Origin of the sequence: Rhodoferax sp. WC2427 (assembly GCF_040822085.1) — a bacterium.
Taxonomy (GTDB): Bacteria; Pseudomonadota; Gammaproteobacteria; order Burkholderiales; family Burkholderiaceae_C; genus Rhodoferax_B.
Genome location: NZ_CP162006.1, coordinates 3,823,443 through 3,844,051 on the forward strand (window position 1 = coordinate 3,823,443; position 20,609 = coordinate 3,844,051).

At 66.6% G+C, this 20,609-nt stretch carries 21 protein-coding genes and 1 riboswitch; of the genes, 7 read left to right on the plus strand and 14 right to left on the minus strand.

Annotated elements, in window-relative coordinates:
* The first annotated feature begins 138 nt into the window (after nt 1-138).
* The 7 genes from cphA (AB3G31_RS17785) (at nt 139) to AB3G31_RS17815 (ending at nt 8,516) form a co-directional block, all read left to right on the plus strand.
* Nucleotides 139-2,385 (plus strand): cyanophycin synthetase, encoded by a 2,247-nt coding sequence (cphA, locus tag AB3G31_RS17785; protein WP_367847402.1) that lies wholly within the window; start codon nt 139-141, stop codon nt 2,383-2,385.
* The gene (gene cphA / locus AB3G31_RS17790) at nt 2,385-4,952 is read left to right on the plus strand and encodes a cyanophycin synthetase (RefSeq protein ID WP_367847403.1); all 2,568 of its coding nucleotides are present in this window, start codon (nt 2,385-2,387) and stop codon (nt 4,950-4,952) included. Before cphA (AB3G31_RS17785) ends, cphA (AB3G31_RS17790) begins: the two co-directional genes overlap by 1 nt.
* Nucleotides 4,953-5,178: 226 nt before the next feature.
* Entirely contained in the window at nt 5,179-5,997 is an 819-nt protein-coding gene (locus AB3G31_RS17795) for an outer envelope protein (protein WP_367847404.1), read from the plus strand.
* 124 nt (nt 5,998-6,121) lie between these two features.
* Nucleotides 6,122-6,856: a septum site-determining protein MinC gene (minC, locus tag AB3G31_RS17800; protein WP_367847405.1), complete on the plus strand. Its 735-nt coding sequence runs from the start codon at nt 6,122-6,124 to the stop codon at nt 6,854-6,856.
* A gap of 95 nt (nt 6,857-6,951) precedes the next feature.
* Nucleotides 6,952-7,767: a septum site-determining protein MinD gene (gene minD, locus AB3G31_RS17805; RefSeq protein ID WP_315230520.1), complete on the plus strand. Its 816-nt coding sequence runs from the start codon at nt 6,952-6,954 to the stop codon at nt 7,765-7,767.
* A 3-nt stretch (nt 7,768-7,770) separates the two neighbouring features.
* A complete protein-coding gene (minE, locus tag AB3G31_RS17810; RefSeq protein WP_315205081.1) occupies nt 7,771-8,034 on the plus strand; it encodes a cell division topological specificity factor MinE in 264 nt (87 codons plus the stop codon).
* 14 nt (nt 8,035-8,048) lie between these two features.
* Complete coding sequence (locus AB3G31_RS17815; RefSeq protein WP_367847406.1) at nt 8,049-8,516, plus strand: CreA family protein; 468 nt, start codon at nt 8,049-8,051, stop codon at nt 8,514-8,516.
* A 1-nt stretch (nt 8,517) separates the two neighbouring features.
* On the opposite strand, the gene AB3G31_RS17820 is transcribed toward AB3G31_RS17815, so the two are convergent.
* The 14 genes from AB3G31_RS17820 to AB3G31_RS17885 all read right to left on the minus strand — a co-directional run bounded on the left by AB3G31_RS17820 (nt 8,518) and on the right by AB3G31_RS17885 (nt 19,951).
* Complete coding sequence (locus tag AB3G31_RS17820; protein WP_367847407.1) at nt 8,518-9,168, minus strand: DUF2076 family protein; 651 nt, start codon at nt 9,166-9,168, stop codon at nt 8,518-8,520.
* 165 nt (nt 9,169-9,333) lie between these two features.
* Nucleotides 9,334-9,675 (minus strand): ferredoxin, encoded by a 342-nt coding sequence (locus tag AB3G31_RS17825; RefSeq protein ID WP_367847408.1) that lies wholly within the window; start codon nt 9,673-9,675, stop codon nt 9,334-9,336.
* Nucleotides 9,672-10,643: a precorrin-3B C(17)-methyltransferase gene (gene cobJ, locus AB3G31_RS17830; protein WP_367847409.1), complete on the minus strand. Its 972-nt coding sequence runs from the start codon at nt 10,641-10,643 to the stop codon at nt 9,672-9,674. Before cobJ ends, AB3G31_RS17825 begins: the two co-directional genes overlap by 4 nt.
* Nucleotides 10,640-11,437 (minus strand): CbtA family protein, encoded by a 798-nt coding sequence (locus tag AB3G31_RS17835; RefSeq protein WP_367847410.1) that lies wholly within the window; start codon nt 11,435-11,437, stop codon nt 10,640-10,642. Before AB3G31_RS17835 ends, cobJ begins: the two co-directional genes overlap by 4 nt.
* 14 nt (nt 11,438-11,451) lie before the next feature.
* The gene (locus AB3G31_RS17840) at nt 11,452-11,652 is read right to left on the minus strand and encodes a CbtB domain-containing protein (RefSeq protein ID WP_367847411.1); all 201 of its coding nucleotides are present in this window, start codon (nt 11,650-11,652) and stop codon (nt 11,452-11,454) included.
* A 14-nt stretch (nt 11,653-11,666) separates the two neighbouring features.
* Nucleotides 11,667-12,068 carry a cobalamin biosynthesis protein gene (locus tag AB3G31_RS17845; protein ID WP_367847412.1) on the minus strand — a complete coding sequence of 134 codons (402 nt, stop codon included), beginning with the start codon at nt 12,066-12,068 and terminating at the stop codon, nt 11,667-11,669.
* A 60-nt stretch (nt 12,069-12,128) separates the two neighbouring features.
* Nucleotides 12,129-12,872: a cobalamin biosynthesis central domain-containing protein gene (locus AB3G31_RS17850; protein WP_367847413.1), complete on the minus strand. Its 744-nt coding sequence runs from the start codon at nt 12,870-12,872 to the stop codon at nt 12,129-12,131.
* Nucleotides 12,869-13,663 (minus strand): precorrin-2 C(20)-methyltransferase, encoded by a 795-nt coding sequence (gene cobI, locus AB3G31_RS17855; protein ID WP_367847414.1) that lies wholly within the window; start codon nt 13,661-13,663, stop codon nt 12,869-12,871. Before cobI ends, AB3G31_RS17850 begins: the two co-directional genes overlap by 4 nt.
* Nucleotides 13,660-14,961: a precorrin-6y C5,15-methyltransferase (decarboxylating) subunit CbiE gene (cbiE, locus tag AB3G31_RS17860; RefSeq protein ID WP_367847415.1), complete on the minus strand. Its 1,302-nt coding sequence runs from the start codon at nt 14,959-14,961 to the stop codon at nt 13,660-13,662. Before cbiE ends, cobI begins: the two co-directional genes overlap by 4 nt.
* On the minus strand, nt 14,958-16,055 hold the full coding sequence (locus tag AB3G31_RS17865; RefSeq protein ID WP_367847416.1) for a cobalt-precorrin-5B (C(1))-methyltransferase: 1,098 nt from the start codon (nt 16,053-16,055) through the stop codon (nt 14,958-14,960). Before AB3G31_RS17865 ends, cbiE begins: the two co-directional genes overlap by 4 nt.
* Before the next feature lie 169 nt (nt 16,056-16,224).
* Nucleotides 16,225-16,914 (minus strand): precorrin-8X methylmutase, encoded by a 690-nt coding sequence (locus AB3G31_RS17870; protein ID WP_367850379.1) that lies wholly within the window; start codon nt 16,912-16,914, stop codon nt 16,225-16,227.
* Complete coding sequence (locus tag AB3G31_RS17875; protein ID WP_367847417.1) at nt 16,895-17,842, minus strand: sirohydrochlorin chelatase; 948 nt, start codon at nt 17,840-17,842, stop codon at nt 16,895-16,897. The genes AB3G31_RS17870 and AB3G31_RS17875 overlap by 20 nt, the downstream gene beginning before the upstream one ends.
* Nucleotides 17,839-18,657, minus strand: a complete 819-nt coding sequence (gene cobM / locus AB3G31_RS17880) for a precorrin-4 C(11)-methyltransferase (RefSeq protein ID WP_367847418.1) — start codon at nt 18,655-18,657, stop codon at nt 17,839-17,841. Before cobM ends, AB3G31_RS17875 begins: the two co-directional genes overlap by 4 nt.
* Nucleotides 18,647-19,951 (minus strand): cobyrinate a,c-diamide synthase, encoded by a 1,305-nt coding sequence (locus tag AB3G31_RS17885; RefSeq protein WP_367847419.1) that lies wholly within the window; start codon nt 19,949-19,951, stop codon nt 18,647-18,649. The genes cobM and AB3G31_RS17885 overlap by 11 nt, the downstream gene beginning before the upstream one ends.
* Nucleotides 19,952-20,158: 207 nt before the next feature.
* Nucleotides 20,159-20,401, minus strand: a riboswitch (cobalamin riboswitch).
* Nucleotides 20,402-20,609 lie beyond the last annotated feature (208 nt).

The following is a 20,609-nucleotide window of genomic DNA, read 5'->3' on the forward strand; positions in this document are numbered from 1 at the left end:
AAGATTTTGGCCCAGCGCCGGTGCTTCGTCGGGGACTGAGATTCTCGCCGATGCCAAGTCCATTTCTAATTACCATATGCACCTGCGCACATTAGCCACCAGCAGCCGGGCCGCCCGGACACTACTTACGCCAAAAACATGAGCCTCAAGGACGATATCCAACTGCTGCGCATCAATTATTTGCGCGGCCCCAACATCTGGACCTACCGGCCCGCCCTCGAAGTCTGGCTCGACCTGGGGGAACTGGAAGAATTTCCCTCAAACCTGCTACCTGGCTTTACCGACCGTCTGGTCGCCCTGCTGCCTGCCCTGGTGGAGCACCACTGCGGCGTGGGCGAACGCGGCGGCTTTTTGCAGCGGCTGGTAGAAGGCACCTGGGCCGGCCATGTGCTGGAGCACGTGGTCATTGAGCTGCTGAACCTGGCGGGCATGCCCACCGGCTTTGGCCAGACCCGCAGCACCTCGCAACGCGGCGTGTACCGCATGGTGTTCCGGGCCCGCGACGAGCAGGTCGCCCGCTGCGCCCTGGCCCAGGGCCACCGCCTGCTGATGGCCGCCATCAACGACCAGCCGTTTGACGTGACCGCCGCGGTGGCCGCCGTGCGCGCCGAGGTAGACGACTGCTACCTGGGCCCCAGCACCGCCTGCATCGTGGCCGCCGCCACCGACCGCAGCATTCCGCACATCCGCCTGAACGATGGCAACCTGGTGCAACTGGGCCACGGTGCCCGCCAGCGCCGCATCTGGACGGCCGAGACCGAATTCACCAGCGCCATCGCCGAGGGCATTGCCCACGACAAAGACCTGACCAAGACGCTGCTGCAGTCCTGTGGCGTGCCGGTGCCCGAAGGCGTGGTGGTCGATAGCCCGCAAGCCGCCTGGGAGGCCGCGCAAGACGTGGGCCTGCCGGTGGTGGTGAAGCCCTCCGACGGCAACCATGGCCGCGGTGTGGCGCTGGACCTGAGCACCCAGGCCGACGTGGAAGCCGCCTACCTGGTGGCCGAGCAGCACGGCAGCGAGGTGCTGGTGGAACGCTTTGTGCGCGGCAATGAGCACCGCCTGCTGGTGGTGGGTGGCCGTGTGGTTGCCGCCGCCCGGGGTTCGGTGGCATGGGTCACGGGCAACGGCCAGTCCACCGTGTTTGAGCTGGTGGATGCGCACATCAACACCGACCCGCGCCGTGGCACCCACGAAGACGCACCGCTGGGCCTGATCGACGTCTACAAAGACGAAGCCGTAGTGCTCGACCTGCAGCGCCAGGGCCTCACCCCCGACGCAGTGCCTGCCGCCGGCAAACAGGTGCTGATCCAGCGCAACGGCAACGTCGCCATCGACTGCACCGACCTGATGCACCCTGAGGTGGACCACATCGTGTCGCTGGCCGCGCGCATCGTCGGGCTGGACATTGCCGGGGTGGACGTGGTGTGCGAAGACATTTCCAAACCCCTGGGCCCCCAGGGTGGCGCGATTGTGGAGGTCAACGCCGGCCCCGGTCTGCTGATGCACCTGAAACCCGCCGAGGGTTCGCCCCGCCCGGTGGGCCGCGCCATCGTGGACCACTTGTTCGACGAAGACGCCACCGGCCGCATCCCCATCGTGGGCGTGGCGGGTACGCAAGGCACGCACACCATCGCCCGGCTGGTGGCCTGGCTGCTGCACCTGAGCGGCAAGCGCGTCGGCCTGGCCTGCCGCGACGGCCTGTTCCTGGACACCCGGCGCATCGAAACCAAGGACTGCGCCCACTGGGAACCGGCCCACCGCCTGCTGATCAACCGCTCCATGGAAGCCGCGGTGATCGAAAACGGTGCTGCCAGCATTCTGCGCGACGGCCTGGCCTACGACCGCTGCATCGTCGGCATCGTGACCGACCTGGGCGGCGCATCCACGCTGGCCGAATTCGACATCACCGAAGAAGACCAACTGGTGAAAGTACTGCGCACCCAGGTCGACGTGGTGCTGGCCGAGGGCGTGGCGGTGCTGAACGCCGTGGACGAGCGCGTGGCCGCCATGGCCGAGCTCTGTGACGGCTCTGCCATTTTGTATGGTATTGACCCGCTACTGCCCGCCACCATTGCACACCGTGCTACTGAAGGCAGAGCAGTCATCATCCACAAGGGCCACATCATGCTGGCCACCGGCAGCGCCGAAGTGCCACTGGTCAACCTGGAGCGGCTCACCGCCAACTGGACCACCCCGGCCCAGCTGGAGCCCATCCTGGCCTCGATTGCCGCCGCCTGGGCGATGGATATTTCGCCCGACCTGATCGTGGCCGGGCTCAAGACCTTCGAGCTGGACCTGCCCACCGCCCGCCCCACACCCCCGGTGCGCCCCACCCTGCCCCCTGCCGCCCCCCGCAGCGAACAAGAAGATAGAAAGACCGACTGATGGAAGTCTCACGCATCCGGGCCCTGCGCGGCCCCAATCTCTGGAGCCGCCACACCGCCGTGGAAGCCGTGGTGGCCTGCGCAGAATCCGAGCAAGCCATCGCCCAGCTCCCGGGCTTCGAGGTCGCCCTGCGCGCCCTGTTTCCGGCCATCGGGCCACTGCGCCCCAACCGCGAACACGGTTCGGTGTCGCTGGCCCATGTGCTGGAAGCCGCCACGCTGGCGCTGCAGGCCCAGGCGGGCTGCCCGGTCACTTTCAGCCGCACCGCGGCCACCGAGCAAACCGGTATCTACCAGGTGGTGGTGGAATACAGCGAAGAAGCCGTAGGCCGCCAGGCGCTGGAACTGGCCCAGGCGCTGATCCAGGCTGCACTGGACCACACCGCATTCGACAAAGATGCCGCCATCGCCCAGCTGCGCGAAACCGACGAAGACGAGCGCATGGGCCCCAGCACCGGGGCCATCGTCGATGCCGCCGTGGCCCGGGGCATTCCCTACCGCCGCCTGACCAAGGGCAGCATGGTGCAGTTTGGCTGGGGCTCACGCCAGCGCCGCATCCAGGCGGCAGAGTTCGATTTGACCAGCGCCGTGTCTGAGGCCATCGCCCAGGACAAAGACCTCACCAAGAAGCTGCTGCACGCCGCCGGTGTGCCCGTGCCGCTGGGCCGCCCGGTGGAAACGCTGGAAGAAGCCTGGCAAGTGGCGCTGGAAATCGGCCTGCCCGTGGTGGTGAAGCCGCAAGACGGCAACCAGGGCAAGGGCGTGACGGTCAACATCGTGGACCGTGCGCACCTGGATGTCGCCTTCGCGGCGGCCGCCGAGATCGGCGAAGTGATGGTGGAGAAATTCTTGCCCGGCAGCGACTTCCGCCTGCTGGTGGTGGGCAACAAACTGGTGGCCGCCGCCCGCCGCGACCCACCCCAGGTGCTGGGCGACGGCGTGCACACGGTGCGCGAGCTGGTCAACATCGTCAACTCCGACCCCAAACGCGGCGAAGGCCATGCCACGTCACTGACCAAGATCCGCTTTGACGACATCGCCATCGCCCGGTTGGCGCTGCAAGACCTGGAGCCCGCGTCCGTGCCGGACAAAGGCCGCCGCGTCATCCTGCGCAACAACGCCAACCTGAGCACCGGCGGCACCGCCACCGACGTCACCGACGACGTGCACCCCGCCGTCGCCGCCCAGGCCGTGGCCGCCGCCCAGATGATCGGTCTGCACATCTGCGGCGTCGACGTGGTCTGCGAAAGCATGCTCAAGCCGCTGGAAGACCAGCACGGCGGCATTGTGGAAGTCAACGCCGCGCCCGGCCTGCGCATGCACATCTCGCCCTCGTTCGGCAAGGGCCGCAATGTGGGCGAGGCCATGGTCAGCAACCTGTACGCCGCAGGCGACGATGGCCGCATCCCGGTAGTGGCCGTCACCGGCACCAACGGCAAGACCACCACTGCCCGCCTGATTGCCCACCTGTTCACCAGCAGCGGCCTGCGCGTGGGCATGACCAACACCGACGGCGTGTACGTCAATGGCCGCCAGATCGACAGCGGCGACTGCTCAGGCCCCAAAAGCGCCCGCAATGTGCTGATGCACCCCGATGTGGACGCCGCCGTGTTTGAAACCGCCCGCGGCGGCATGCTGCGCGAAGGCCTGGGCTTTGACCGCTGCCAGGTGGCCGTGGTAACCAACATCGGCGCGGGCGACCACCTGGGCCTGAACTACATCACCACCGTGGAAGACCTGGCGGTGCTCAAGCGCGTGATCGTGCAAAACGTGCCCGCCACTGGCTACGCCGTGCTGAATGCCGCCGACCCCATCGTCGCCGCCATGGCCACGGCCTGCCCCGGCAACGTCATCTACTTCACCGCCGACCGCCACCACCCGGTGATGGCCACCCACCGCGCCCAGGGGCGGCGCACGGTGTATGTGGATGGCGACCATATCGTGGCGGCTGTGGGCTCGTGGCGCGAGCAGATTGCCCTGCGCGATGTGCCGCTGACCCGTGCAGGCACCATTTCCTTCCAGGTGGACAACGCCATGGCCGCGGTGGCCGCCGCCTGGGGCGTGGGCATGAACTGGGAGACCATCCGCCGCGGCCTGTCGAGCTTCTCCAACGATGCCGACAACGCCCCGGGCCGCTTCAACGTGATGGACTACAAGGGTGCCACGGTGATTGCCGACTACGGCCACAACCCGGATGCCATGCGCGCCCTGGTGTCCGCCGTGGAAGCCATGCCCGCCAAGCGGCGCTCGGTGGTGATCAGCGGCGCGGGCGACCGGCGCGATGAAGACATCCGCGAACAGACCGTGATTTTGGGCGACGCGTTTGACGACGTGATCCTGTTCGAAGATGCCTGCCAACGTGGCCGTGCCGACGGCGAAGTGGTCAAGCTGCTGCGCGAAGGCCTGGCCAACGCCCAGCGCACCCGCTCGGTGGACGAAATCTACGGCGAATTCATCGCCATCGACCACGCCCTGGCGCGCCTGCAACCGGGCGACCTGTGCCTGATCCTGGTGGACCAGGTGGAAGAAGCCCTGGCGCACCTGGCGCAACGGGTGGCTGCGGCCTAGAAAAAGCCGTTTTGCTGCACTGCAACAGGGCAGGATGGTGGAAGCCATCCTGCCCTGTTGCGTTGGGATGGTGCACCTGGGCACGGTTACAAGCCTTTCAGGCCGCTCACGCCGATGGGATCGGCGTGAGCAGCTATAAATTTTGAAAAATATGTAAATATTTGTTGGCATGGTGTTTGCACTGTGGAAGTGGACATTCAGTTCACTTAACCACCAGGGATACACAATGAAAACCACACGCACAGGCGCGGTTCTTTTGGCAGCTGCAGCAGCTTTGACCACCGGCACGCTGGCGCAAGCCGCCGACTGGAGCGACACCTCCATCGGCTACCGCTACGGCACCAGCTTCCGTGAGCCGTTCAACAGCAAAGACCTGTCCAAGAACATCATCAACATCACCCACGTCAGCGGCTACAAGTACGGCACCAACTTCCTGAACCTGGACTTGCTGCAATCCGACGCGGACGACAGCAGCGCCCAGGAGGCCTATCTGGTCTACCGCCACACGCTGGACCTGGGCAAGGTCAGCGGCAAAAGCTTTGCCATGGGCCCGGTGCGCGGCCTGGGCCTGACAGCCGGGTTCGACTGGAACACCAAGAACGACACCGGCTACGCGTCCAAAAAACGCATGTTTGTAGTGGGCCCTACGCTGATGATGGACGTGCCGGGGTACTTGAACGTCAGCCTGCTGCTGCTACGAGAAAGCAACATGCCCAAGTCCATCACCAGCCGCTACACCTACGACACCCACCCCATGCTGAACCTGGCCTGGGGTGTGCCTATCGGTGGCACCGGACTGGCGTTTGAAGGCTACATGAACTACATCGCATCCAAGGGAAAGAACGAATTTGGTGGACCCACCTCTGCCGAAACCAATATCGATGGCACGGTTTTCTACGATCTGAGCCCGGCGCTGGGTGCCAGCCCCAAGACCCTGCGCATCGGCGTGGGCTACCAGTACTGGCGCAACAAGTTTGGCAACCCCGGCACCATCACCGGAACCACGGCCAAAACGCCCATGGTCCGCGCCGACTACCACTTCTAGTGCCCAAAGCGCCATGCGGGCTAGCCACCCAGCCGCATGGCGCGTAACTGCCCCTTGCCGGAGCGAAGGCCGGGGGCACGGGCAGCGGTAAAATCGCGCCTTTGTCGACCTTCCCCCTCCATCCATGCCGCCTGTAACCGCCGGGCCCACCCGGGCCTGCTTTGACCTGAAAAGTGCCACGCTGCCCCTGATTGCGGTGGTGCTGAAAACCGCCGACCTGGCCGCCCTGGCCCAGGAGATGGAAACCCGCTTTGGCGACACCCCCGATTTTTTCGACCAGGACCCGGTCGTCATCAACCTGGTGCCGGTGGCCGACAGCACCGACTCCATCCATTTCAAACTACTGATCGAGCTGTTGCGCAGCTACCGCATGCAGCCGATTGCCGTGCACGGCGGCAACGCAGAGCAACGGCAGGCGGCTGTGCAGGCCGGGCTGGTGGATGCCCCCGACATCACCAACGCGGCACCCCTGCCCCCCGCTGCGCCCCCCGTTGCCGCCCCTGCGCCCGAACCCGCCGTGGTGGTGCCCAGCGGTGCGCTGGTCATCGACAAGCCCTTGCGCTCGGGCCAGCAGGTCTACGCCCGCGGCAGCGACCTGGTGGTGCTGGCCATGGTCAGCAACGGTGCCGAGGTACTGGCCGACGGCAGCATCCACGTGTATGCCCCGCTGCGGGGCCGCGCCATTGCCGGTGCCAAGGGCAATGAAGATGCCCGCATCTTCAGCACCTGCCTGGACGCCGAGCTGGTCTCCATTGCCGGTGTCTACCGCACCTCTGAAATCCCCTTGCCCGCCGAGGTGCAGGGCAAACCGGCCCAGGTGCGGCTCCTGAGCGAAAAGCTGGTCATGGAAGCCCTCTAATGGCCACACGCCGCAAACAAAACCCGGTTCGCCGCCCACCACCGTCGGCATCCATCACCCCATTCAAACCCAGAACCCTGAAAGACCCGCAACCCATGACCAAGATCATTGTGGTGACATCCGGCAAAGGTGGCGTTGGCAAAACCACCACCAGTGCCAGTTTTGCCTCCGGCCTCGCGCTGCGCGGCTTCAAGACTGCCGTGATCGACTTTGACGTCGGCCTGCGCAACCTCGACCTGATCATGGGCTGCGAACGCCGCGTGGTGTACGACCTGATCAACGTCATCCACAACGAGGCCAACCTGAACCAGGCCCTCATCAAGGACAAGCAGTGCGACAACCTGTTCGTGCTGGCCGCCTCGCAGACCCGCGACAAAGACGCACTGACGCAAGACGGCGTGGAGCGCGTACTCAAGGACCTGGGCGAGATGGGCTTTGAGTACATCGTCTGCGACTCGCCCGCAGGCATCGAAACCGGCGCGCTGATGGCCATGCACTTTGCCGACGAGGCCCTGGTGGTGACCAACCCCGAAGTGTCTTCGGTCCGCGACTCCGACCGCATCCTGGGCATGCTGGGCTCCAAAACCAAGCGCGCCATCGAAGGCAAGGAGCCGATCAAGGAGCACCTGGTCATCACCCGCTACAACCCGGTGCGGGTGGAAGACGGCCAGATGCTGTCGCTCGAAGACATCCAGGACATCCTGCGCATTCCGTTGATGGGCGTGATCCCCGAGTCGGAAACCGTGCTGCAGGCCTCCAACCAGGGTCTGCCCGCCATCCACCTGACCGAAACCGATGTGTCCGAGGCCTACAAAGACGTGGTCGCCCGCTTCCTGGGTGAAGATAAGCCCATGCGTTTTGTCGAAGCCGTGAAGCCCGGATTTTTCAAGCGCCTTTTCGGAGGGAAATAAGCCATGTCTTTTCTGTCGTTCTTCTTGGGCGAGAAGAAAAAAACCGCCACGGTGGCCAAAGAGCGGCTGCAGATCATCTTGGCGCACGAGCGCAGTGGGCGGGGTGCCAGCCGCCCCGACTACCTGCCCGCCCTGCAGCGTGAACTGCTGGCGGTGATCTCCAAGTACGTGTCGATCAACGCCGAAGACATCAAGGTCCACCTGGAGCGCCAGGACAACCTGGAAGTGCTGGAAGTGAAGATCGAACTACCCGAAGCCTTGCGCTGATACAGGAGACCTGGATGAAGCTGTGGACTGTTTCCCTGGCACTGGCTGCCACCTGCGTGGCCGCCCAGGCCGAGCAGATCGGCTCCGTGGACACGGCCTTCCAGTGGATTGGCCCCGACCACAAGATCGTCGTCGATGCCTTTGACGACCCGCTGGTGCAGGGCGTGACCTGCTTTGTGTCGCGGGCCAAAACCGGCGGGCTCAAGGGCGCGTTTGGCCTGGCCGAAGACAAGGCCGAGGCCTCCATCGCCTGCCGCCAGGTCGGCCCCATCAGCTTCACCAAGCCGCTGCCGCAAAGCGACGAGGTGTTCAATGAACGCCTGTCCATCCTGTTCAAAAAGCTGCGCATCGTGCGCATGGTGGACAAAAAGCGCAACGCCCTGGTCTACCTCACTTATTCTGACAAGCTGATCGACGGCTCGCCGGAAAACGCCGTCACCGCCGTGGCGGTAGACCACGCGACGGCCATTCCGCTCAGGTAATTCAGGCCCAGTCGCTGGAGCTATCCCCGCCGCTGTCGCCGCCGATATCCAGCCCGTCGTCGTTGCCAAACACATCGGTGGTGTCGTCGGCCAGGGGCTGCGCCGCTGCGGGTGCCGCTGCGGGTGCCGCCGCCGTTGGCTCGCTCAGGCCGAACGCCGAAGCCGGGGTCTCGCTGGCCAACGCCGCCGCCTTGCTGCCGTGCTGGCCCATCAAGCTCTCGATCCCCTGGAACAAAAATGCCCCCGCCGCCACGCCCGCCGCGGTGGTCGCCATGCTGGTCAGGAAACTGGGGGCTTGAAAGCGCGACGGGGCTGCCGGGGCGGCCACCGGCATCGCCTGCGGGTACGCGGGTGCAGGGGCGTAGGCCGCCACCGGGGCCACCGGGGCACGGCCCCACCCATTGGCATCCAGAAAGTTGCCCGCCGGTTGGGCCTGTTGCGCCTCGGCCTGCAGGCGGGCGATCTGGGCCTGGGCGGTTTGCAGGGCGTTGTCTTGCAGCAGGCAGCGTTGCACCAGCAAATAGGCGGCATCGGGCTGGCGCGCCACGGCCTCGGCGATCAGGGCCTGGGCTTGCGGGTCTTTGGCCCCGGCCTGGGCTTGCGCCAATTGCAACAAAAACCGGCTGAGCTGTTCGCGTTCTGGGATGTTCATGGGAGCCTCGGTGAAAGTAGATGCCTTCTAAATGCTGCCGACCCACCCCAATTCAACACCCCAGGGATGTCAATTCGGGGTAAAGCCCAACCGGCAAATACTATATTTTTTATAGCTACTTACGCCTATAGAATAAGCGCAAGATGCCTATTTGGCACCAAGTCTTTATGCGCTCGCGGGCCCCTGGTGGAACACCAGTTCGTCCACCACCTGCCCGCCCACCAGATGCTGGTCGATGATGCGGTCCATGTTGGCGGGGGTGACGTTGTAGTACCAGGTGCCGTCGGGCTGCACGCACAGCACCGGCCCGCCCTTGCAGGCGGCGAAGCAGCTGACCCGGCTGCGTTTGACGCGCAGCGCGCCCTCGTGCAGCCCGGCGGCCTTGAACTTGTCGCCCAGGCTGTCGAACAGCGCCTGCGACTGGCCATCCTGCGTGCAGCGGCTGCCGGTACAAACGAGGATGTGGCGCTTGTAGTCGCCGATCTTGGGTTTGGTGACCTCGCTCATTCCTGCACCTCTTCGACCGGCGCAGGCTCGGCGTGGACCGGGGTGCGCAGCACCATGTCGACGTAGTCCTCGGGCAGCCGGTGCTGCCGGGCCAGGGTGGCCACACTGGTGCCGTCGGCAAAGTCGGCGCGCAGGTTGTCCATCCAGCCCAGCAGGCCGGTGGACAGCGAACGCCCGGCCTTTTCGCCCGCGCGGGTGCTGCCACCGTCGTCCAGGTCGTATTTGTTGGCGTAGCCACGGGGCGTGACCATCAGGCCGTGCTGGACGAAGGTGTGGCTGTTGCCGATCAGCACCGTGGTCAGCATGCCGATGTCGCAGTCGCTCATGGTGGCCAGCGTGGTGAACTCGATGCGCTCGCGGCGGCGGTAGGCCGACTTGACCACCGCCACCGGCGTGTCCGGCCTGCGGTGGCGCAGAAACAGCGCCTGCGCCTGCACGATCTGCTGGGTGCGCCGTCCACTCTTGGGGTTGTACAGCGCCACCACAAAGTCGGCGGCGGCCACGGCGTCCAGGCGGCGCGCAATCACCGGCCAGGGGGTCAGCAGGTCGCTCAGGGAGATCGAGCAGAAGTCGTGCGTCAAGGGCGCCCCCACCAGCGCGGCGCAGGCGTTGATGGCCGACGCGCCGGGCACCACCTCCACCGTAATCTCCGACTCCGGGGTCCAGCCCGCCTGGAACAGCACCTCGTAGGTGGGCCCGGCCATGCCGTAGACCCCGGCATCGCCGCTGGAGATCAGCGCCACCTTCTTGCCCTCGCGGGCCCGGTCCAGCGCGTTAACGGCGCGGTCCAACTCTTCGGTCATGCCTTTGCGGATGACCTCCTTGCCCTCCAGCAGGTCGGCCACCAGCTTGATGTAGGTGGAGTAGCCCACCACCACATCGGCCTCGGCAATCGCCTCGCGGGCGCGCTGGGTCATGTGCGCATGGCTGCCCGGGCCAATACCAACCAGGGAAATCTTGCCGCTCATGGCTGGAGCCCCGGCACCGGGATGGCGCGGGTGAACGCCCCGGCCAGGCTGGGCCGCAGCCAGCGCTGAAACGCCAGGCCACAGGCCACAGCCATGCAGGCCCAGAACGAGAGCGACACCCAGGTGGTGGCCCAGATGAACTGCGTACCCAGCGCGCGCAAGGCCGTCTGCGCCTCGCCGCTGAAACCGGCCAACGGGTCGGCGCTGATGTGCGGAGCCCCCACGACAAACGGCAAAGCCAGCCAGGCCGCCGCTGCCACCCAGCGCAGCGGGCTGCGCAAACCCGCCGCCACCGCGCAAGCCAGCGCCGCGCTCACAGCCGCCAGCAGCCACCAGCCTTGGCGCGAGCCCAGGCGGGCGGCATCCATGCCCGGAATCTCGGCATGCAGCCCCAGGGACGGCCAGAAATGGAACACCAGCCAGCCCGCAGCCGCCGTCCACAGCGCCAGCGGCACCGGGCGCAGCGCCGTGCCGCGCCACAGGCAGACGCCCATCACCGCCAGCACCAGCAGCGCCATGCTGAAAGCGTGCAGCACGTTGGCGACCCAGGTCCAGACCACACGTTCGGTGCCGTCGGCGGGAGCCCAGGCTTCGGTTGCGTGGTCATGCGCTGCGGCTTCCGTCTGCACCAGGGTGGCAGGCTCCAACGCCACCGGGGCTTCGAGCTTCAGGTCCTCGTACTGTTCGGCGGCCAGAATGATGGGCACAGCCTGCCACTGCTGCACACCCGACTGCACGCTGCCGACCAGCAGTGCGGCGGCCAGGGCCGAAAAAATTAAGCGTTGAAAGATCATGCGGTGCTCCGGGCTCAGTGGCAGGGTTTGACGGTCACGTGGCGCACGTCGTGCGCGGCGTTGTGCAGCAGCGGGCTTTCGGCAAACGCCACGCCGTAAAGCACCACCATGCCCAGGGCGGCCCCGGCGGCAAGTTGCAGCAACAGGCTGCGGGTGGCGCTGGTGGTAGCGGCAGGCGTAGTGATGGTGGGGGTGGTGGTGGAAGTGGTGTGCATCAAGGGCTCCAAGGTTAAGAAAGACGGGCAAGGGAAACCGTGGCGTTGTGCCCATCGGCACCACGGTGTTTGAGTTTTTCGACCACCAGGGCGGACATGGGCAGGTTGCCCCCCACCAGCAGGGCCGCAGCCTCGCTGACCGATGGGGTGCCGGTGTGCTTGCGAACCACCTCCGACGGGTGGGGAACAGCGACGGTGGCGAGTTCGTCCGGGCGGAAGAAGCGAACCGCCCAGCCGTGCTCCAACGCCAGGGCCAGAAGCCCGGGTTCGTCCGCTTTGAGGTCGATGCTGGCCACCGCCCGGATCTGCGACACCTGCGCACCTACCCGCTGCAAGGCCTGCTGTAGCGCCTGGTGCAAGGTGGCCAACGAGGTGCCGCGGTCGCAACCCAGGCCCAGGGTGAATTGGGCGGTCATGGGCTGCCACCCTGGAGGGCCAAGCGCGGGCCGTTATTTTCAAAAATCATAGCTACAAACCTAAGCCACATCAGCGCAAGGTGGCCGGTAGACTACCAAGCGCTCGGGCAGCGCGGTCCAGCGCTCCACCGGCACCTCGGCATCGGTGATCCACAGCACGGCTTTGAATTGCGCCAGGTCCACATCGGCAAAGCGGGTGAACGTGTGGATGTTGGCGGGCAAGGGCGTGGGCCGGGTCCACCAGTGCGGGCTGCCGGCTTCCTGCACCAACGCAATCGGCTCGCCATTCACCACATGGGCCGATACGCGGGTGATGTTGATCTTGGGTGCCTCCACCTTCCAGCCCAGCTCGCGGCCCAGAATGTCTACGGGAATGGTCTTGCCTACGTCGGATGCGGTGGTCAGCACCGCAGTGGCACCCAGCAGGGCCGCGACGTGCTCGGCCATGGCATTGGCCCCGCCCACATGGCCCGACAGCACCGGAATGACAAACTGCGCCGCGTCGTCCACCACCAGCACGCCGGGGTCTTCGTCCTTGCTTTTCAGGTGCGGGGCGATCAGGCGCACCACCGCCCCCAGCGACACGAAAAACACCACCTGGTCAAAGTCGGCCATCAGCGCGCCGATCTCGTCGCGGAACGGGCCGCTGTAGGCCCGCACCGGGTTGGATAAACCAGCCATCAGTGGTGCAAACTTGTCGGCCACACAGACGCTGGCCTCGGGCATCTGGCGGGCCAGATCGGCGGTTTGCTGGGCTCCGTGCTTGGTGATGGCCACTAGGGCGACGCGGACGGGGGTGTTCATGCGGGGGTTTCCTCTTCTTCGGTGTCGGTGGATGTTTTCTTGCGGCAGCCGCGCTGCAGTTCGCCGCGCACGCGGTCGGGGTTCTTCACCAGCAGCAGGGATAAATAGTTGACCGTGGTGCCCTGCAGCGTGGCCACGTCGGTCACGATGCGCTCCACCGGCGAACCGGCTTTTTCGATGAAGCGGCTGTGCTGCAGCAGGCCGCGCCGCGCCAGCAGCGCCAGCAGCTCGTCCAGCAGCGGCTTGACCTTCATCAGCACCAGGGTGTCAAAGTCGTCCAGCATCTTCTCCACCGCCGCGATGCCGTAGGCCGCGGGCACGATGGCGATGGTGTCGTCCTGCTCCGACAGCGGCATCTGCAACTGGGCGCAAGCGGCGTTGAACGAGGTGACGCCGGGCACCACCTCGATGCGGGCCTGCGCATCCAGCCCGCGCAGCACGCGGGCCAGGTAACCAAAGCTGGCGTAGGTGGAGGCATCGCCTTCGACCAGAAACAGCACGTCCTGCCCGGTGGCCAGCAGCGCCTGCACCGTCTCGGCGGCCTTGAGCCAGTGGCGGGCCAGCTTCTCCACGTCGTGCGTCATGGGAAACAGCAGCGGCTGGTGCCGGGGCGGCAGCGGCAACCCGGCGCGCACGGCGATGTCCAGCGCATAGCTTTCCTTGCGCAGGCTGCGCACCGGGTAGGTCCACACTGTGCCGGGCCGCTCCAGCAGGGCCCAGGCGCGGCGGGTGATCAGGCCGGGGTCGCCGGGGCCCAGCGATACGCCATACAACATGCCGGGCTGTGTCATGCCGAAGCTCCTGCTTGCGCGCACACAATCCACACCGGATTCTCGGCGGCCATGCGGTGCATGTGCAGGATGGGTTTGCTGCGCGAGGCCTGTAGTTGCAGCACGTCCCAGCTGGCGCCCTGCGCTTTCAGGCTGGCCACGGCCACGCCCAGGTTTTCAATCGTCACAAAATTCATTACCAGCCAGCCTTGGGGTTTCAAACGTTTCAGAACCAGCGCAATCAGCTCGGCCAACTCGCCACCCGAGCCGCCGATGAACACCGCGTCCGGGTCGGCCCAACCGTGCAGGCCCTCGGGGGCCTTGCCGTGCAGCAGGCCGTGGTTGCTGATGCCCATGGCCAGCCGGTTGCGCTGCACGATGGCGCAGTCGTCTGCGTTCTTCTCGATGGCGTAGACGTGGCCATGGCGGCACAGGCGCGCGGCTTCCAGGCCCACCGCACCCGAGCCCGCGCCGATGTCCCACACCACGCTGTGCGAAGTCAACTGCATGCGCGCCAGCGATACGGCACGCACCTCGTTCTTGGTGATCAGCCCCTTCTCGGGGTGGCGCTGTTCAAAGCGGGCATCGGGCAGGCCGAACAGCACCTGCGGCGGGCGCAGCGTGGTACGCCACAGCAGCACCACGTTCGGGTCGGCAAACGGCATCTGCGCCGCAGCGCTCATGGCCATGCCGCTGACGATGCGCTCCCCAGGCTGGCACAGGCGCTCGGCCACGGCCATCTCGAAGCCATCGGCCAGGCCCTCGGTGACCAGCATGCGGGCGATGCGGTCGGGCGTGTTGTGCGGGCTGGTGAGGATGGCCAGGCGGTCGTGCTGGCGGATGTCGCGCAGCAGGGCGTACAGGCCGTGGGCCGGCGGCGACCCGGCCACCCAGTCGCCCGCGTCCTGGCTATGCACCGAGGCAAACTTCATCTCCTGCCACGGCAGGCCCAGACGGGCGCAAGCCAGTTGCAGGGTGGAGACGTTGGGCACCACCTCGATGGCCTCGATGCACAGGCGCGAGGCCAGATACGCCGCAATGCCGTGGCACAGCGGGTCGCCGGTGGCCAGCACCACCACGCGCAAGGCGTCGGCCTGGGCGGCGCGTATCCACTCGGGTACCTGCGACAGCGCGCCGGTCAGGTCGCGCTGCTGCGCACCGGGGGCAATCTGGTCGGCAAACAGCTGCAGCGTGCGCGTGCCGCCAATCACCAGCTGGGCCGCTTGCAGGTGCTGCAAGGCGCTAGCACTGAGGCTGGCAATGCCGTCGTCCAGCACGCCGACGATGCGGCATTTGTCGATTACGGGTTCAAATCTCAAGAAGCCTCCGCTATTTTTTTGCCGTCAAAATCACAGACGAGCACCTGCAGTTCAAATTGGTCGGGGTAGCGCGTGCGCAGGGTCTCGATGACCTTGTGTGCCAGCGCGGTATGGAAGGCGGTGCCCAGGCCCAGCGCGTCCATGCGCTCCCCGGCATAGCGGGCGGTCTCGTTGCCGCGGATGGCCTCGCACACCTCGGCAGGCGCGCCGATGCGGGCGGCAATGTCGGCCAGCAGGCCGGTATCCACCTCGGCCCGGCCCGCGTGGGTGATGGTTTCGCCCTGGGCGATCTTGGTCAGCTTGCCCACCATGCCGCCGATGACGACCTTTTTCAGCCCGGCCTTCACCGCCGCTCCCATGGCGTAGCGCAGGAAGTCGCCCATCTGCACAAACGCGGGTTCGGGCAGCTCCGGCATTTCGGCCATCACAAATTTCTCGGTGCGGCCACCGGTGGTCAGCACCACCACGCCATGGCCCAGGGTGCCCGCCACCTGCACGCCCTGCACCACGCTGGCACGGTAGGCCGCGGTGGAATACGGCTTGACGATGCCGGTGGTGCCGAGGATGGAGATGCCGCCCAGGATGCCTAAGCGCGCGTTCAGCGTCTTCTTGGCCATCTCTTCGCCCTGGGGCACGGAGATGGAGACTTCCAGCCCCACCTCGTCCAGCAGCGCCACCCCCACCAGCCGCACATTGGCTTCGATGTTGCGGCGCGGCACCGGGTTGATGGCCGGGCCACCCACCACCAGGCCCAGCCCCGGCATGGTCACCGTACCCACGCCCACGCCCCCCGCCAACACCACCTGGCCCGCGTGGTCCGGCAGCACCCGCACATCGGCGGTGAGGTGGGCCTTGTCGGTGCAGTCCGGGTCGTCGCCCGCGTCCTTGATGACCATGGCGTGGGCCGTGTGGCCGTCCACGCGGCCATCCAGCACGGCAAAGGTCACCAGGTCGCCATTGGGCAGCAGGCACTCCACCTCCGTTGGCACCGCGCCCGTGGCCAGGCCGATCACAGCAGCACGCGCAGCCGCGGCGGAGCACGCACCGGTGGTGAAGCCGGTGCGGGTGCCGCGGGGGGTGTCTTTTTTCAGCATGGCGTGGGGGTCTTTTTGCATCCCTGGCCGGGCGCACATCCCGGCCAGGGATCGCCGTTAGCGCCAACCCGCCCATAAGGGGCAGAGCCCCAATGCGAGAAGCATCTCTCTGCGCCCGCCAGCAGCCCGCGCGCAATGGGCATCCGACCCCCATGGGCTACAACGCCCATCACGCAGCCAACTCCCGCGCCTCGGCCAACCCCAGCAGCGCATGGATCGCCGCCACCACCAGGGTCGAACCGCCCTTTCGGCCCCGGATGACGATCCACGGCACATCCACTTCCAGCGCCACCAGATCCTTGGACTCCGCCGCCGACACAAAGCCCACCGGCATGCCCACCACCAGCGCAGGCCGGGCCCCCTCCTCGTGCACCAGGCGCACGATCTCGATCAGGGCCGTGGGCGCATTGCCGATGCCCACAATCGCGCCATCGACCAGCCCCAGCCGGTGGGCTTTGCGCATGGCCTGCACCGCACGGGTCGTGCCCTCGGCCTTGGCGCTTTCAATCACATCCGGGTCGCTGATGAACTGGTGCGTGCGCATGCCAAAGTGGCCCAGGCGCGGGGCCGACAGGCCCACGCAGATCATCTCCACGTCGGCCACCACGCGGGTGCTGCGCGACAGAATGGCGACCAGCCCCTGCTCCACCGCAGTGGGGTGGAAATCGGTCAGGCCGTTGAAGTCAAAGTCGGCGTTCGCGTGGATCATGCGGCGCACGATGGGCCACTGCGTGGGCGTGTAGCCGTGCGCCAGCACCTCGCGGTCGATCACGGCGAAAGAATCGTGCTCGATGGCGCGCCCGGCCGCAGTGAGCTGCTCGGTAACGACGTTGGCGGCCTTAGATGCGGGCGTGGTCATGGTCGTGCCCGTGGGGGTGCGCGTGGTCGTGCGCATGGGGATGGCCATGCTCGTGAGGATGGTCGGGCCCATGGCTGTGCGGCGCCGCGCCATCGTGGTGGTGGCCACCCATGCCGTGCTCCTCGGCAAAGCTGCGGAACTTGCAGCCGTCGCAGGGCATCAGCGCCGCCGGGGCGTTGCGCTTCAGGTCCATCACCCGCTGCTCCAGCAGTTCGAAAATTTCCTTCTCAAAACCGAAGTATTTCGTCGCAATAAAGCGCAGCGTGGGGTACTGGGCCTGCAGGTGCGCCACCTGGCGGGCGATGCGCTCCACCAGCGTGCCGTTGAACAGGTAGTACGGCAGCACCACCACCTGCCGCATACCCAGCAGGCTCTGGCGCTGCACGGCTTTTTCCAGGCGCGGGTAGGTGATGCCGGTAAAGGCCAGGTCCACCAGCTCGTGGTCGGTTTCTTCCATCAGCCAGCGCGCCATCTTGGCCATGTCGCCATTGGCCTGGCGGTCGGACGAGCCCCGGCCCAGCAGCACCACGCCGGTGGTGGTGGGGTCGGGCATGTCCAGCGCCTGCATCGCACCCTTGAGGCGGCGGCGCAGGATCTCCAGAATCGGGTCGCAGGCGGTGAGGTGCGGCGCGTACAAAAACTGCACCAGCGGGAACTGCAGGCGCGCGCCGTCGATGGCCTGTGGAATGTCCATCTTCACGTGGCCCGCCGCGTTCAAAATCAGCGGCACCACCACCACGCGGTGGGCGCCCGCCGCCGCGCGGCGCAGGCCCTCGCCCATGGTGGTGTCGGAAAACTCGATGAAGCAGACCTCGATACGCCAGCCCGGCTGGCGCTGCCGCCAGTGTTCGGCGAAGGCCAAAATCTCGTCGTTGCCCGACTGTTCACGCGAGCCGTGGCCGATCAGCAAAATGGTGTCTAGGGTCATGGGGATTCCAAAGTAAGGTTCTCGGCAGGCACGCTGGCGCGGCGAAACCGGTGGGTGAAACTGGCGTCGTAGAGCTTGGACTTGGCCAGGGTGGTCCATTGGCGCGCACCCAGGGTGGGGCTGGCGATGACCATGGACTGGGTGGCAATGCGGGCCTCGCGGCACAGGGCCTGGATGGTGGCCACGGTGCCGCGCACGATCTTTTCCTCGCCTGGCCAGCTGGCTTTGTGCACCACCACCACGGGTGCGTCGGGCGACCAGCCTGCGGCCAGCAGCTCGGAGGCCACCTTGCCCAGCAGCGTGATGCTCAGAAAGATGCACAGCGTGCAGTGGTGCGCCGCCAGCGCTGCCAGCGACTCGCCTGGGGGCATGGGCGTGCGGCCTTCCACACGGGTGAAGATCACGGTCTGCGTCACCTCGGGCAGGGTCAGGCTTTCCACCGCCGCCGCCGCGCTGGCCATGGCCGACGACACGCCCGGCACCACCTGCAGCGGCACGCCCGCCGCGTCCAGCGGCTGCACCAGCTCGATCAAGGCGCCGTACAGGCCGGGGTCGCCGGTTTGCAGGCGCACCACCGTCTGGCAGCGCCCGGCCTGGGCGATGAGCCAGGAGGACATCTGCTCCAGCGTCATCTCCTTGCTGTCGGCCACCACGCAGTCGGCGGGTGCCCAGCGCATCGCGGCTGCGCTAACCAGCGAGCCCGCGTACAGAATGGCCCCGGCGCGTTCCACCAGGCCGCGGCCTTTGACAGTGATGAGTTCCGGGTCGCCCGGGCCCGCGCCGACGAACCAGACGGTTCCGATTTCAGTGGACATGGCTTTCCTTGGGCGCAAACAGCCGCGCCACGGCCGGGGGGTTGGAGGGGAAATACAGGTGCAGGAACGAGGCATGCAGCCGCCCGGTGCGGTAGACCGGCTCGCCCTGGCCGCTTTGGCGCTGCGGCTGGGTGGTGGCCATAGGGGCCATGGCGCTGTCCATGCGCGCATGGTGGAAGCTGTGGCCGCGCAGCCGCCCCTCGGGCAGGTCGACAGCGTGCATGCCCAGGTTGACAAAGCGCTTTTGCAGTGCCGCCGTGCCCGGCAGCAGGCCCCACATCGGCACGGCGCTGCCGTCGTGCGCGGCCAGGCTGTCCAGCAGCGCCAGCATGCCGCCGCACTCGGCCACGGTGGGTTTGCCTGCCGCGTGGTGGGCCTGGATGGCGGCGCGCATGGGCTGGTTGGCGTGGAGCTGCGCCAGGTGCAGCTCGGGGTAGCCGCCGGGCAGGTACAGGCTGTGCGCGTCGGGCAAGCGGGCATCGGCCAGGGGCGAGAAGAAGTGCAGCTCGGCTCCCAGCGCACGCAGCGTGTCCAGGTTGGCGGCGTACAAGAACGAGAAAGCGGCATCGCGCGCCACTGCAATGCGCACACCGGCGAGCAGCGGGGGGACGGGTTCTGCCGGGCTGGGGTCAAACCGCACCGGGCTGGCCATGCCCTCGGCACTGGGACCGATGGCCTGGGCGGCCAGAGCGATGCGCTGGTCCAGTTGCGCCACTTCGGCGGCCTGCACCAGGCCCAGGTGCCGCTCGGGCAGCGCGTAGTCGGCCGAACGCGGCAGTGCGCCCCACCAGCGCAGGCCGGCGGGCAGGCTGTCCTGCAGCATCTGCGCGTGCGTCGCACTGCCGACGCGGTTGGCCAGCACCCCGGCGAACTGCAGGCCGGGGCGGAAGCTGCTCAGGCCATGGGCCAGCGCGCCAAAGGTCTGCGCCATGGCCGCGCCGTCGATCACCGCCAGCACCGGCAGGCCCAGGGCCTGGGCCAGGTCGGCGCTGCTGGGGGTGCCGTCGAACAGGCCCATCACACCTTCGACCAGGATCACATCGGCGTCCAACGCCGCCGCGTGCAGCAGCGCCCGGCAGTGGGCCTCGCCGCCCATCCACAGGTCGAGCTGGTACACGGGGTGGCCGCTGGCGCGCTCCAGCACCATGGGGTCCAGGAAGTCGGGCCCGGTCTTGAACACGCGCACCCGGCGGCCCTGGCCCACATGCCAGGCGGCCAGCGCCGCCGTCACCGTGGTTTTACCCTGGCCGGAGGCAGGCGCTGCCACCAGCAGCGCATTGCAAATATTAGGCATCAAATAGCCACCCTGTGCTTATGGAATAAGCGTGAGCAGCTATAAATAAAATAGTAAATGGTTGACCCCTGCACGCCCGCCGCGTGGTTATGGAACGGTGTGGCTGGGGGCGGGAGAAGGGATCAGAAGGCGAGACGCGGTCAAGCCCGTGCCTGGACGAGCCAGGACAGGGGTGCGCAGGGGCCTGCTGACCTTCGCCCACCGCAAAGTCACGCTAAGTCAACAGGCCGGTCTCCGGGCTCACAGGTGCAGAGTGGAGACTCTGCTGCGGGGCCACCTTCCCATGCAGTTGCACAGTGGTGAGGACAAAGTCCTGGGCCTCGCGTTGACCTGTTTACCGTTGCGGGGGCAGCGTGGGCATAAGACTGTTCTGGAAGAACAAATCCGCACCAACTTCCCGTTTAATCCGCAGCCCAAGGGCTGCAGGACACCTGCTAACGGTTTTCAGTGTAGCAGCAGCGGTTTTGCCGAACCCACTGGCCCGGGCCAAGAACCCCGGTATCGCCAAGGACGATCTGCTGCGGGAGCCCTACGTAGGCGAATCTAAAAAACCATAGAAATTGGCACCTTACGCTTATTACATAAGCGTAAGCAGCTCTACAAAATATAGCAACCTGTCGCCAGGAATTTATGACGTTCGGTTTGGTGGGACCACCGA

Bases quoted from the DNA above. Each gene is read 5' to 3' on its own strand.
- cphA (WP_367847402.1), top strand. From the start codon at position 139: ATGAGCCTCAAGGACGATATCCAACTGCTGCGCATCAATTATTTGCGC.
- cphA (WP_367847403.1), top strand. From the start codon at position 2,385: ATGGAAGTCTCACGCATCCGGGCCCTGCGCGGCCCCAATCTCTGGAGC.
- AB3G31_RS17795 (WP_367847404.1), top strand. From the start codon at position 5,179: ATGAAAACCACACGCACAGGCGCGGTTCTTTTGGCAGCTGCAGCAGCT.
- minC (WP_367847405.1), top strand. From the start codon at position 6,122: ATGCCGCCTGTAACCGCCGGGCCCACCCGGGCCTGCTTTGACCTGAAA.
- minD (WP_315230520.1), top strand. From the start codon at position 6,952: ATGACCAAGATCATTGTGGTGACATCCGGCAAAGGTGGCGTTGGCAAA.
- minE (WP_315205081.1), top strand. From the start codon at position 7,771: ATGTCTTTTCTGTCGTTCTTCTTGGGCGAGAAGAAAAAAACCGCCACG.
- AB3G31_RS17815 (WP_367847406.1), top strand. From the start codon at position 8,049: ATGAAGCTGTGGACTGTTTCCCTGGCACTGGCTGCCACCTGCGTGGCC.
- AB3G31_RS17820 (WP_367847407.1), bottom strand. From the start codon at position 9,168: ATGAACATCCCAGAACGCGAACAGCTCAGCCGGTTTTTGTTGCAATTG.
- AB3G31_RS17825 (WP_367847408.1), bottom strand. From the start codon at position 9,675: ATGAGCGAGGTCACCAAACCCAAGATCGGCGACTACAAGCGCCACATC.
- cobJ (WP_367847409.1), bottom strand. From the start codon at position 10,643: ATGAGCGGCAAGATTTCCCTGGTTGGTATTGGCCCGGGCAGCCATGCG.
- AB3G31_RS17835 (WP_367847410.1), bottom strand. From the start codon at position 11,437: ATGATCTTTCAACGCTTAATTTTTTCGGCCCTGGCCGCCGCACTGCTG.
- AB3G31_RS17840 (WP_367847411.1), bottom strand. From the start codon at position 11,652: ATGCACACCACTTCCACCACCACCCCCACCATCACTACGCCTGCCGCT.
- AB3G31_RS17845 (WP_367847412.1), bottom strand. From the start codon at position 12,068: ATGACCGCCCAATTCACCCTGGGCCTGGGTTGCGACCGCGGCACCTCG.
- AB3G31_RS17850 (WP_367847413.1), bottom strand. From the start codon at position 12,872: ATGAACACCCCCGTCCGCGTCGCCCTAGTGGCCATCACCAAGCACGGA.
- cobI (WP_367847414.1), bottom strand. From the start codon at position 13,663: ATGACACAGCCCGGCATGTTGTATGGCGTATCGCTGGGCCCCGGCGAC.
- AB3G31_RS17865 (WP_367847416.1), bottom strand. From the start codon at position 16,055: ATGCTGAAAAAAGACACCCCCCGCGGCACCCGCACCGGCTTCACCACC.
- AB3G31_RS17870 (WP_367850379.1), bottom strand. From the start codon at position 16,914: ATGACCACGCCCGCATCTAAGGCCGCCAACGTCGTTACCGAGCAGCTC.
- AB3G31_RS17875 (WP_367847417.1), bottom strand. From the start codon at position 17,842: ATGACCCTAGACACCATTTTGCTGATCGGCCACGGCTCGCGTGAACAG.
- cobM (WP_367847418.1), bottom strand. From the start codon at position 18,657: ATGTCCACTGAAATCGGAACCGTCTGGTTCGTCGGCGCGGGCCCGGGC.
- AB3G31_RS17885 (WP_367847419.1), bottom strand. From the start codon at position 19,951: ATGCCTAATATTTGCAATGCGCTGCTGGTGGCAGCGCCTGCCTCCGGC.